Genomic DNA, 13,572 nt, shown 5'->3' with positions numbered 1-13,572 from the left:
ACCTCAGTTCTTCAGCATTTATTAAGCGTAATGTTAACCTCTTCAGGTCTATAGACAGCTACCAGCTTGCCCGCTGAATCAGCTGTAAACAACACCGAACGTTCCTTCTCCAGTAAAAATGAGTAATGAGCTCCAGTTGCAGGATCTTTTACTTCAAGTTCGGCATCCCAGGCGCATTCAGATACGAAGATATACAATGAACCTTCTGCAAAAGCAAGCTTTCGCCCGTACACACCTGGCAGGTCTCCACCGCTGATCCATTCCAGCTCGGTTTCGATACCTGCGGCTTGTGCAGCATATTGGTAGAGCGCGGCGATTGGCTCGTCGCGGTCATTCAGTTCTAAAGGTAGCGGGCACCAGATCAGGCGACCTGTGCCAATCTGGCGTTCGATGAGGTGATCACCTACACCTCCTGAGCTAGACGAATCAACATCTGCATTTGCTGGCGTTTCTTTGACTAGCTCCGCGATTCGCTTCTGTCCGTAGGATACGGCAAACTTGCGTCCGTTCAATAGAAGCTGCTCCTCACGGCGCATGTTGCCAAGTTTACGGACTCCTACTATTGCGTCCATACGATCCGAAGGCTGCCAGTATGCATCTACACCCAATGCTCCAGTAATGAGCAGAACGGCACCTGTACGCTCCACTATGTCCAGCAAGTGCTGAAGGGCGTCATTATCCAGATTGTGCATACTCGGCAGGAGAATCAACTTAGCCGGCTCTGCCTCCAGCGGAGCCAGATCGTATTCCGATACGGCGCGGAAAGGCAAATGAAGCTGATAAGATAAGATCCGTGTCAGGCGGGTAGTCGCATCATAGGCAAGCTTCCGGTTCGAGAAGTCATTAGAGTAAGGGAAAACCACGGAAATCTCTTCCAGCTTCCGCCCGTCAAATAACCCCCCGGCTTCGCCGATGAACCGCCCAAAATCATAAGACACATCCGCTTCCGGCTTCTCAGTCCCATCGGCCCGCAGCGCACCGATCTGCGATTCATTGGCATTATCCATATAAAAGTTCGTGTTCCAGATCCATTGCACAGCCCCGGCACCTCCAGAAGCAAACGCATAGGCATATTTGCGCTCCAGCATGGCCCGCAATTCTTCCTCACTGCGTTTAGCCCGTCCGTCTGGCGTCTCCACATACATGATGCCGGTCTCCTGGATGAGGTTCGGTTTGTGATGGGTTTTGGCAAAAATCCCATCCCAAAGCAGATTGTCATTCAACCACCAGCTGTGAACAGTGGTGTAATCGACATCGCGCTCATAAAAGAACGGCGATGGCCGCTGGGCACCCAAAGCCTCATCCTGCCCTACAGTCACTAAATGATCTGGGCAGAGTTCCTTGATAGTGCCGCTAAGCTCCCTTGCCCATACGTTGTGCATGTCCATGGAGAACAGGCAGTAGTCGAGCCAACGCGTGCCGCGCTTCCCGGAATGAATATCCTGCACACTGAAGTTAATCTCTTCTTGCTCAGGAGGTTGTGCAGCCGCAAAATCCGGCAATTCCAGCGGTGTCATATTCCAGCGCTCTTGCAGCGAAGTTATATCACCATGGCGTTCCTCCAGCCAAGCAGAGAAAGCAGCGCGTTCATATTTATCTCGCGCCGAGCTCGGTCCGTCCGAGAAAATCCGCGGCGGATCAAACATTGACGGTTCATTGATCAGATCCCAATCGACATGGGTTGTCGTGCGATGCCGGGCGACGATGGAGCGGATGAACCGTTTTTGCGCTTCTACACTGCGCGGATCGAGATAAGGATTCGTCCCTTCCCAAGTCTCCGGCGTAAAGGAAAAGAACGTAAAGGTAACTTGCAGCCCATGCCGCTTCGCAGTCAGTAGAAAAGCATCAATCGCCCGCAGCACTTCTTCCGAGGCATGGCCGTCTACCTGCATAATATTGCGGTAGGCTGTCCAGATGCCGGTACGAATCCAGTTGATGCCTGCCTTCCGCATCTGTGCCATATCCCGATCCCAGACATCAGCATTTGGCAGGAATAGAAACTTCCGCGCTACGTCAGAGGTCATATAAGTCATGCCGACAACAGGTAAAGGCTGACCGTCTTTGATAAAATAATCTCTTCCAGCCTTAATCGCTTCCCCCTGCGATAACAGGCCCACGTCATATCCCCAGAAGCCTTGACGCAACATCCGCACTTCGCCTTCTTCAGATACAGCATGGCAAGAAAGATGATACAGGCCAGGTTGAATTTCTACAGCAAGCGGTACACGTAGGAAGTTAAGCTCGCGACTGACCTCAAGCTTGCACTCGTGAGTGAAACATGGGATAGACTCCCCGTCTTTGCTCAGAGTGATGTTCAGGGTCCACTGCGCTGATGTCGGTGACGATTGGCTGCGGCTTAGCCGCTGGCCCTGCATAAACAGCAGCGGCCGCTCGCCTTCTTCATAAGAAGCATAGTTAGGCTTCAGCCACAGCTCTGTTACACCCCGAGCGGCAAAAGTTGCCCAGCGGGTTAATGCTTCCGTGCCGCCTTGATTCCAGAAGTCAGGCGTAAGCGGTTGGCCGATGAAGATCCAGCGGCCACCGGCAAAAGGCCCGCCGATATGCTCCCACAGCACAGCTGGAGCTGAAACTTCCCGCCCGGCGGCGGTAATGCCCTTAAGCAGCGGATAAATCCGCGTGTCCATAGGTCCACTGGAACCCATCTGCTCCGGCAGGTCACTGCTTTTAGTGACATGCGGCACCAGGTTCCAGGTATCCGCCAGAGCCAGCAGCTGCTCATCACCTACGAAGAGCGGAATGTCTCTAAGCGCAACATGCTGCTGTATGCGATCTGTGCTGCTCACACGCAGCGCTTCATGGATATGCAGCTGGCGGTGATAGGCAGTCTGCTCAGCTTCGATCCGCCACTCTTCAGCGACTAGGCGGACTGGATGCTTAAACGGGGCACCCCCAATGCTGATCAAGCTGCCGCCTCTGCTCAAATAAGCGATGATGGAAGGCCAAGCCTCCTTCGGGAAGTATGGAGCATGGAAGCTAACGAAGCAGTCCCCGGCCTTGGCGCTGTCCAGCGTTTCGGCCAGCTGTTCTGCATGAACAGGAGAGTCAGTATGATGTAATCCTATGGACTGTGCCTGTTCTGTGGTCAGTCCGCCCGCTGCGGTATACCCGGGAAAAGACGGGTCCGCGAACAGGATGATACGGCCCCCGCTCACAGAATACCTTCCTTCATCGCCCGATAGACAAGCTGCGAAAATAAGCTGTTAGACCATGCAAACCAGCTGCGGGTAAATACACTAGGATCATCTACATGGAAACCTTCATGCATATATCCGGTTCCGGCATCCGTACTTTCCAGCATCGCAATCAGTTCCAGCTTCTCTTCGGCAGTCTGAGCCGTAATGCCCTGCATGGACAACGCCATGTGCCAGATATAGTTCTCCGGAGTGTGCGGGCTGCCGATCCCTTTGGCAGCTGTGCCTTCGTAATAGAACGGATTTTCTTTGCTCAACGCGAAACGTCTGGTGTTCTGGTAGATGGGATCATCCGCCGAAGCGTAACCCAGATACGGAATGGAGATCAGTCCGGGCGTTCCCGCATCATCCATCAGGCAGTAATTGCCGAAGCCATCGGTCTCATAAGCATAAATCGGACCAAACTCCGGATGGCGATAAATGCCGTAGAGTTTGATGCCATGATCCACTTCAAATTCCAACTCTTTAAGTTCAGCCAGGAAGTCTAGGTCGCGGAAGACCCACTCCGCGAATTCCTGCATCTGGCGCAGCGCGACAACAACGAACATATTGCCAGGAATGTTGTAGTGGAAATCACAGGCATCATCGCTGGACCGGAAGCCCGACCAGATCATTCCGGTATAGTTCACCGGCATGCCGAGACCGCTATTGCGCAGAGAATCTTCCGGAATGCCGTTATTGCGGCTGAACCGGTACGGAGACTGCTCGAAATGCCGCTGCTCTCTTTTGAACAAATCGAAGATCTGGCGCATGGCCGACTTGAACCCCGCGTCGAAGAAATCAGTCAGACCCGTCTCTTTCCAATAGGTATAAGCGAGGCGTACGACAAAACATAACGAATCAATCTCAAATTTACGCTCCCACACCCATGGCGACATCTCGGTCACATCCGTAGTGTTCCAGTGCCAGTCATTGGCCAACTCATTAAATGCATTGGCGTAAGGATCGATATGAATATACTGAATATGGCGTTTGATAAGACCTCCGATAATGCGCTGGAGATCGGGATCGTTTTTGGCCAGAGGCACGTATTGAATTACCTGCTCCACTGAATCACGCAGCCAGGAGGCCGGAATATCGCCGGTAATCACAAAGGTGGTTCCGTCATCCAGCAGTTTAGTCGTCGTCTCCAGCGTATTCGGAAAACAATTCTTGAACAGTTGCAACAGCTTCGGGCGATGTGCCAGCTTCTCCTCTGCTTCGGCAAGCACTTCTTGTACAGCCTGCGGCAGCGGTAGCTGGGGCATTGCTATTTTGGGTAATCGGAATTGTTCCAAGTGAGTTATGCTCCTTTGCATCTGTGATGTGATTATTTAACTTCTGATGTAGATTGTTTTGATCTCGTAAGGGGCAAAGTGAAGTTCCAGTTCACCACCAGCCGTGTGTTCGATCAGTTCCAGCTGCTCTTCCAGAGCATTGGACAGGTAGACGCTCTGAACCGGATGCTGCCATTTGAGCTGAACCCGCTCGCGGCCTCCCGAGGATTCGTAGAAACGCAGAACAGTCCCCTGCCCATCCTCGGATGGCTTGATCGTATCCAGCACCACATGCTCACCGGAGAATCCGATAAATGAGCCCGTTGGCGGCAGCTGCCCCTGTGTTGATGAAGCGGCAAAAGTATACAGCTCATGATTTAGCTCTGCTGCACGGCGAACAGTATGAGCCTCCTGCCAATCCCCACGGTGCGGATATAGCGAATAGGTGAAGTCATGCTCGCCGAGATCCGCAGTAGCATCCGGCCATTTCGGCGCGCGCAGGAGCGACAAACGAATGGTGCTGCCTTGGATGTCATAGCCGTATTTGCAATCATTCAGCAGACTGACACCATATCCGCGTTCGGATACATCGGCAAAACGGTGCCCGCAAACCTCATATTGCGCCTGCTCCCAGCTGGTGTTGCGGTGGGTCGGACGTTCCAGCGCACCAAAAGGTATCTCGTAAGTCGCTTTATCCGCCACAACATCAATCGGAAACCCTACCTTAAGCAGCTTATGGGCTTCGTTCCAGCTTACATGCGTCTGGAAATCAATCCGGGGATTATGGTGATGTAGAATCATATCCTGAGTAATCTCCGATTTGCCCAGCTTCCAGCGGAAGCGCAAAATATCCTGCAACGCACCAGTGCGGATCACTGCCTTTTCTATAAGTTCAGCCTCCCCGGCGGGTTGGGCTTCATAACGGTTGTCAATGTCCCAGGCATCCCAAAGCGTGGGACGGTCGTGGAAAAAGTGGAAGCGATTCGCCGGCTCACCGGATTTTACGATCTCCCGGTTTCCTTTTTTATCAAAAAGACTGGTGATTTCTCCCCGCTCGTTAAAGGTAATACGATAATAGTCCGTCTCCCAACGGTCGCCGAAGGGAACAGCTCCTACAGCTGTTTGATTATGTTCAGCAGCGGCAGATTCTGCATGACTTTCATCGGATGTGTTCTGAGACAGATCACGAATCCAGATCGTTTTGTAGCCAAAGGCTGGAATCTCCGGAACGAGAACCGAGACACCAGAAACTGCTGCCTCCTCCGTCAGGACATCTGCTTCCAGCAGTACGTTATCCTCGCCATACACCGCAAAGTTTCCGCAGGCGGCTCCTTCTTCGCTGAGAGCAAGTTCGACCACGGCATCACGCGTCCAACCCAAACTATTAAAAACAATGTAAGGTGTGCCCTCGCCTGATGTGTTAATGTTCCCCGCCAATGCCGCAAGCCCCGGCTGAAGCGCAACACGACCAAGCTCAAACACCTCTGCGTATTCCTTCTCCGAGGTCTCGTAAGCTTCGGTAATCGCCGAGCCCGGAATAATATCATGGAACTGGTTCAACAAAATCAGCTTCCAGCCCTGATGCAGCTGCCCGGCAACTACGGCGCGTTGCTCTGTGTCCAGCTGCGGCGAAGCTAGTGTCTGCCACAGCTCCGCTTCACGGTACAACACTTCCGCCTTGCGGTTGTTCCGCTTGTTGCGGCCGTGCGTAGTGTAGGTGCCGCGGTGCAGCTCCAGATACAGATCGCCCCGCCACTGCGGCAGCTGCGGCTGACTGTGCGTAATGCCCGCGAAAAAATCCGCGGCATTACTGTATTTGCTTTCCGGCTGGCCGACCATTAGCTCGGCACGCTGGATATATTCCAGCATCTCGCGCGTGACCCCGCCGCCGCCGTCACCATGCCCATAGAGCAGCATCTGCTCGTTATGTTTATCTTTTTCGCGGAAGGACTGATAGTGTTCATGCACATCTTTGGGCAGCGTATTCTCATTAACCCCGTGATTCAGATAAGACAACATTGGTGTGCCGTCAATGCCGACCCAATAGAACAGATCGTAAGGGAAGACATTAGTGTCATTCCAGCCCAGCTTGGTGGTCATAAAATATTTGATTCCACCATGCTGCAGAATCTGCGGCAGAGAGGCGCAGTAGCCGAAGGTATCCGGCAGCCACTCAATCTGCGAGGTGCGCCCGAACTCTTTCAGATAAAAGCGTTGGCCATACAGCATTTGCCGCATCAGCGATTCTCCGCTCGGAATGTTCAGATCCGGTTCGATCCACATTCCACCGACCAGTTCCCAGCGTCCTTCACGGATGCGCGTCTTGACCTTCTCATAGAGTACCGGGTCATTGTCTTTCAAATATTCGAACAGCAGCGGCTGGCTCTGCGCATATTGATAGTCAGGATATTCGTCCATCAGGGCATTCACCGTCGAGAACGTCCGGCTAGTCTTGCGCACGGTCTCGCGCGCAGGCCACAGCCAAGCAATATCGATATGGGACTGGCCCACCATGTGGATTGTTCCTTCGGCATGACCGCCGATCTCCCCGACTCTGCCCCGCAGCTTCTGCTCGATTCGCGTAATCTCACCACCATCGCGGATCTCCTGCGTGGTAAGACCGACGAATTCATCCATCGCCACATACAAAGCTTCCAGCATCCGGTTACGGCGCTGGTCCTGCTCAGGCAGCAGAATTGCCGAATCGCGAATCACTACTGCCGTGTACATTAGACTCTGCACAGGTCTGTTCACCAGCACCAGCTGGCTGTGGATCAGCCGAATCGGCGGCTGGATCACCGCCTGTTGATTTAATGGGTCCACCGGCTCGGGGACCGGATCGAAGAGTTCGATTTCCAGTTCCAACGGACGGCCAGAAGGATCGCCTGTCAGGGTCACAAAGGTATGATTGCGGTCGAGTCCTTGCCGCGATTCACCGTTCACCCGCAGCAGCCCTTCCCCACCTGAAGCAAAAATCAGTCCGATGTGGCCCGGCAGCCAGTTAGCCGGAATCTCCAAAGTACGGCGGAAGAAATAGGTCGTTCCTTGCACACTCGGGAACAGATCATAATTGCTGCCGTCCTTGTAAGGCTGCAGCTTGTCATACTGTCCCGGCAATTGATACACCGAGGACATAATCTCCCAATCGCGCAATTCCTCCACCTCTAACCATTGCTGCTCGGAGAGCTCGCGGATGAAGCGTTTAATGCGTTCCATGTCTTTACCCCCTCACCGTCAAATCGGTGCTCAGTGTATCATTCACATGCTTACCCACCAGCACTTTAAAGGCTCCTGGCTCTACAACAGGTCTTAAATCCGGTCCGATATATTGCAATTGCTCCGGTCCTACCGTGAACAACACGGTTTGTTTCTCACCCGGAGCCAACTTGATTTTGTCAAAAGCCTTCAATTCCCTGGCGGGACGCGTGACCTTACTGGCGACATCGGAAATGTACAGTTGCACCACCTCTGCGCCCTCACGGTCTCCTGTATTCTGAACGTCCATGGAAACTGTAGCCGTCTCCCCAGCCGTAATTACTTCTGGTTCTACCTTCAAGCCGGAGTACGTAAATTCGGTGTAGCTAAGCCCGAAGCCGAACGGATACTGAGGCTGGGAATCGGCCTCCAGATATCTTTTGCCACGGGAACGTTTGCCGTTGTAATAGACCGGGAGCTGGCCCACATGCTTCGGCACAGATACAGTCAACTTCCCGGAAGGGTTCACATCGCCGAACAGGATATCCGCAATAGCGCGTCCGCCTTCTTGGCCTGGATACCAGGCTTCCAGAATGGCATGTGCATGCTCGTCAATCCAAGGCTCGCTCACCGGACGGCCGTTAATATAAACGACGATCACAGGTTTGCCGAGCTGATGAACCTGCTGGATCAGTTCCAGCTGCACTCCCGACAGGGTCAACGACACCCGGTCAATGCCTTCGCCGCAGTCCATATCATTCCAGGTATTCTCCGTCACCTTGGACGCGCCTGTCTTGAGATCGATACTGCCTTCCCCGAAATCGCGTGCACTGGAGCCGCCGACGACCATAACAACGGTATCGGCCTGCTCTGCACAAGCGAGCGCGGCTTCAAAACCTTCGCGCGAATCGCCTTTGATCCGGCATCCCGGTGCATAGAGCACCCGCTCCGGCTCTGCAGCCAGCTTGCTGCGGATGCCGCTGAGCACGGTCGCTACCTTAGCCGGAGGCTGTGGCGAGGTGTAGTCGCCGAGCTGGTTGTACCCGGCATCGGCGTTAGGGCCAATGACGGCGATCGTGCCGGCCGTCTTGGATAATGGCAGCACACCTGCTTCATTTTTCAGCAGGATGATGCTCTCGCCCGCCACTTGCCGGGCCAGCTCTTGATGCGCCTTGCTGCCGATGACGCGTTCAGCCGCATCAGGATCAGCATATGGCTGCTCGAACAGGCCCAGCCTGAATTTGAGCGTCAGCACACGGCGGACCGCACGATCCAGCAGTGCCGGGTCCAGCTTGCCATCACGGACGGCAGCCACCAGGTATTTGCCGTACATTTCCCCGGACATCTCCATGTCGATGCCGGCTTCCATTGACTGCACTGCTGCATCCATGCCATCTTCAGCTACATCATGGCCAGAGGCCAGCATCTCTATAGCTCCGCAATCGGTAATGATTAGACCCTCAAACCCCCATGCTTCGCGGAGTATATCCTCTAGTAGTTCTGTATTTGTCGTGCAAGGCACGCCGTCTATTTCGTTATAAGCAGGCATAATGGAGACTGCACCCGCTTCGACCGCTTTTTTGAAGGGCAGCAGATCCACTTCCAGCAGTTCACGCCAGCCCATGTGCACAGGCCCGGCATTCCGGCCGCCTTCTGAGCTGCCGTATCCCACAAAATGCTTCAGCGTAGCCCCCACGCTGCCGCCGCTCTGCAAGGATTCCCCCTGCAGACCTTCAACGGCCGCAACCGCCATCTCGCTGATCAGGTAAGCGTCCTCGCCGAAGCACTCCTCGGTGCGGCCCCAGCGGGGATCACGCACCACATCCAGCACGGGCGAGTACGTAACCGCGCCGCCCTGACTGCGTGTCTCCAGCGCTACGGCGCGGCAGACCTCACGATACAGCTCCACATTCCAGGAGCTGCCGAGCGACAGGGGCACCGGGAATACGGTGGCCCCGATCGCCATGTGACCATGCGAGCATTCCTCGCCGATCAATACCGGAATGCCCAGCCGCGAATGCTCCAGCACATACCGCTGGAGCGTATTCACCGCTTCCGCACCTTCACGCGGAGACAGACCAGTGGCCAGCGTCACACCGGTCCACGGGTCAGCGCGTAACATCCCGTAAAGCGAGCCCACGCCGCCCCCCGCAACCTTCTCCTTGAAGCTTTCTGTCAAGGTCATCTTACCGTCTCTATGTTCATAGGCCTGCCAGCCAAAAGGCTGAATCAGCTGGCCGGCCTTCTCTTCCAAAGTCATCAGTCCGAGCAGATGCTCCGCCCGTTCCTCAGCAGGTAAATTCGGGTTTGTATAACTCATTCTTTAACAGCCCCTACGGTAAGACCTTGAATGAAATAACGCTGGAAGAACGGATAAGCAAAAATAATCGGCCCTGTCGCCAGCACCACCATCGCCATCCGCGATGTATCCTGCGGCATGGAGCGAAGAGCTTCCAGACTGAGCGAACTGTTCTGGGAGTTCTGCAAAATAAACTGCATACTGGTCTCGATCCGCATCAGCATCGATTGCAGCGGGACTAAATTCGGGTTGTCGATGTACAGCAGCGCATTGAACCAATCATTCCAATAGCCGAGGGTGCTGAACAAGGCAATCGTAGCCAGACCGGGCAGTGATAAAGGCAACACCAATTTCAGGAAGATACGGAACTCGCCCGCCCCGTCGATTTTGCCGGATTCGATTATGGCATCAGGCACACTCGTGCTGTAGAAGGTGCGCAGAATCATAATGTAAAAAGCATTCACCGCCAGCGGCAAAATCAGCGCCCAGATCGTATCCTTCAGGCTTAGAAACTGCGTAACGATAATATAAGTCGGCACAAGTCCACCGTTGAACAGCATGGTAAAAAACGCGAAGAAAGAGAAGAAATTGCGGTAACGGAAGCTTTTCCGGGAAATGGCATACGCATAAAATGCGATAAACAAAAGGCTGATGATCGTCCCGATCACCGTAACAAAAATCGTCACACCATAGGAACGCAGCAGCATATCTCCGGATTCAAACACATAACGGTATGCGCCGAGACTCCATTTTGCCGGAATCAGCTTATAGCCATCCCGCGCCAGTGCCACCTCATCGGTGAAGGAGATGATCACGACGAACAGAAACGGAAACACGCACAGAAACGCAAAGATGCCGGCTATCAGATTAAAAGTGATATTCCAGGGCGTTGAGAGATGGTGAAAATCACGTTCTTTTTTAGTCTTAGTAATGGAAGACATATGGCCCACTCCTTTCATGAGGTTCTAGAACAAAGCGCTATCCTTGTTGTATTTGCGGACAATATAGTTAGAGGTCATCACTAGCGTAAAGCCGACAACCGATTGATACAGACCTGCGGCAGTGCTCATACCAATCTCACCTGTTGTTTTGAGGCCTTGATAGACATAGGTATCAATAACATTCGTGACACTGTAGAGCGTACCGGAATTACGAGGCACCTGATAAAAGAGACCGAAGTCGGCGTAGAAGATTTTACCGATGGCCAGCAGGGTCATGATCGTAATAATTGGACTCAGCAACGGCAGTGTAATATTGCGAATCTGTTGGAACTTACTAGCTCCGTCGATCATCGCCGCTTCATACAGCGACTTGTCGATCCCCATTATGGCTGCGAGATAGACCACGCTGTTGTAACCAACCGCTTTCCACAGATAGACTAAGATCAGGATGAACGGCCAATAGGCTTTTTCCGAATACCACTGAATTGACTCTGCGCCAAAAAAGCCCATGATCTGGTTCAGCATCCCACGTTCGGAGCTCAGGAAACTAAATGCAAAATAGCCGACCACGACCCATGACAGGAAGTAGGGCAGGAACATGCCGGTCTGATACACTTTGGCCAGCTTCTTGTTCACAATCTCGGACAGCACAATCGCCATCAGAACCGACAAGATCAAGCCAAGCAGGATAAATGCTCCATTGTAGAGCAAGGTGTTGCGGGTAATGATATATGCATCATTGGTGGTGAACAAAAACTTGAAGTTGTCTAGCCCTACCCATTTGCTGTTGATAATACTCGCCCAGAAGCCGTCGCGGCTAAAGCGGTATTCCTTGAAAGCAATAATCGTTCCTATCATCGGCAGGTAAGAGAAAAAGAGAAACCAAAGCGCACCTGGTAAAACCATGAGCAGCATAATCTTGTTATTCATAATATTTTTTATAAATCCGCTGATTGTCTTCACACTTAGATCCCTCCTGTATGTCCTTATATTTCAAAAAAAGACCGGGTCAGAGGCCACGCCCCTGCCCCGATCTTCTCTTACGTTGATGTTTTACTTGTTGTTGGACGCTTTCCAGGCATCAATTTGCGATTGCGCTTCAGCGATAATTTTGTCCAAACCAGCTGCCTTGAATTTCTCAATAGCTTTCGGTAGATACTCGTCAGGATCAACGGTTCCAGTCATCAGTGGTGACCAGTATTCTTCTTTTACGTTCTGAACCGCAGCGATTTCAGTGGTCACCTTAGAAGTGTCGAAGTTAAAACCAAGCAGCGGTGCATTTACACCGGATTCATTAAACTTTTTGAACTCTTCCCATTTGTTCTCAGGGTCACCCTCGTTCAAATAGTTGATCATGATATTGCCCAGCGAGAAGGTTGGCATGTCATAGTTCTTGGATTCATCCAGGTTCTTCATGGAATTCTCACCAGTCTTCTCGTAGTGCACGCCTTCGATTCCGGAGTCAATCATGTTGCGCAGCACCGGATCGGTGTTGAGCAGGTTCAGGAACTCCATCGCTTTCTCCGGATATGCGGAGTTAGCCGAGATGGCTTGCATCGAACCCATAACGGACCAGTTGTAGATGTAAGGTTTGCCAGCTGGCGTGGAAACTACAGGATAGCCGTAGCTTGCCGACCACAGATTGTCCGCCATCGGCTGGGTAGCCGCGCGATCCATGAACCAGTTCGAAGATTTATATAGATCATCCACCGAAGTTGTAGTTGCTACTTCCGGCGAGATATAACCTGCCTTGTAATATTTGCGAACGGTTTCAAGAGTGCTTTTGAGTTCTGGGGATTCCAGAATGTTCACGATCTTGTAATCCTTCGTGTCCATATAAACAGCCATTGGCATCTTTTCAATGATGTAGTCGAACGGCAGCACTGGCATGAAATCCTTCACCATAGCGTAAGGCGTGATGCCCGGTTCATTCTCTTTGATCGTCTTCAGCAGTGGTTCAATGCTTTCCATTGTGTTCACCCCGGAAATGTCGAGGTTATATTTGTCGAGCAGCTCTTTATTGAAGCGCCAAACTTCTTGCGCCGGAAGCTCTTTGTTGGCAGGAACGGCATAATTATGTCCATCTACCTTGGAACCTTCCAGGAACGCCGGATCAATCGTGTCTACGATGCCTTTTCCATATTCATTAAGCAGGCTGTCCAATTCCATAAAAGCGCCTTTGCGGGCATTTTGCACATAATCGAACGCCCAAGAGCACGTAAAGAGAATGTCCATGGGTTCACCAGCGGCTACTTTGACCTGCATTTTTTGTGTATAATCACCAAAATCAATCATATTCATCTTCAGGGTGACATTTATCTTCTCTTTAGTGTACTTATTGACTTCTTCCACGACACGGTCCAGATCCTTCTGCGGTCCGCCGATCGTGTACCAGATCAGTTCGACTGGTTTCTCGGATGATGCACCGTCGCCTCCCGCTCCTGAACTGTTAGTTGCCGCGTTGTTTGAATCGCCGCCACATGCGCTGAGCGCAAGCGAGAATGCCATAAGTGATGTCAGTAACAGGGAAAACCTTTTTCTTTTGTTGTTGCCCATTCCTGTATAACCTCCCCTTTGTTTACCTCAAGATCGCTGGCCTAATCCGGAATTAAACCAGCAGCTTTCTCCTTCAAGGACTATCTTTACTGTAATTTATGAAAGCATTTTCA

Annotated in this window: 7 protein-coding genes; all 7 read right to left on the bottom strand. The window is 52.4% G+C overall.

Annotated elements, in window-relative coordinates; genetic code table 11:
- Positions 1-11: 11 nt before the first annotated feature.
- On the bottom strand, positions 12-3,173 hold the full coding sequence (locus NYE72_RS04055) for a beta-galactosidase (RefSeq protein ID WP_339211369.1): 3,162 nt from the start codon (positions 3,171-3,173) through the stop codon (positions 12-14).
- Positions 3,170-4,489 carry a glycoside hydrolase family 125 protein gene (locus NYE72_RS04050; RefSeq protein ID WP_339211367.1) on the bottom strand — a complete coding sequence of 440 codons (1,320 nt, stop codon included), beginning with the start codon at positions 4,487-4,489 and terminating at the stop codon, positions 3,170-3,172. Before NYE72_RS04050 ends, NYE72_RS04055 begins: the two co-directional genes overlap by 4 nt.
- A 36-nt stretch (positions 4,490-4,525) precedes the next feature.
- Positions 4,526-7,684 (bottom strand): alpha-mannosidase, encoded by a 3,159-nt coding sequence (locus tag NYE72_RS04045; protein WP_339211365.1) that lies wholly within the window; start codon positions 7,682-7,684, stop codon positions 4,526-4,528.
- A gap of 4 nt (positions 7,685-7,688) precedes the next feature.
- On the bottom strand, positions 7,689-9,983 hold the full coding sequence (locus NYE72_RS04040) for a glycoside hydrolase family 3 N-terminal domain-containing protein (RefSeq protein WP_339211363.1): 2,295 nt from the start codon (positions 9,981-9,983) through the stop codon (positions 7,689-7,691).
- A complete protein-coding gene (locus NYE72_RS04035; RefSeq protein WP_036684927.1) occupies positions 9,980-10,903 on the bottom strand; it encodes a carbohydrate ABC transporter permease in 924 nt (307 codons plus the stop codon). Before NYE72_RS04035 ends, NYE72_RS04040 begins: the two co-directional genes overlap by 4 nt.
- 24 nt (positions 10,904-10,927) lie before the next feature.
- Positions 10,928-11,857, bottom strand: a complete 930-nt coding sequence (locus tag NYE72_RS04030; RefSeq protein WP_036684959.1) for an ABC transporter permease subunit — start codon at positions 11,855-11,857, stop codon at positions 10,928-10,930.
- A gap of 99 nt (positions 11,858-11,956) precedes the next feature.
- Positions 11,957-13,459: an ABC transporter substrate-binding protein gene (locus tag NYE72_RS04025; protein ID WP_036684926.1), complete on the bottom strand. Its 1,503-nt coding sequence runs from the start codon at positions 13,457-13,459 to the stop codon at positions 11,957-11,959.
- Positions 13,460-13,572 lie beyond the last annotated feature (113 nt).

Source organism: Paenibacillus sp. FSL L8-0333, from assembly GCF_037965665.1.
GTDB lineage: Bacteria > Bacillota > Bacilli > Paenibacillales > Paenibacillaceae > Paenibacillus_AQ > Paenibacillus_AQ odorifer.
This window is presented reverse-complemented; position numbering and strand designations above follow the sequence as displayed.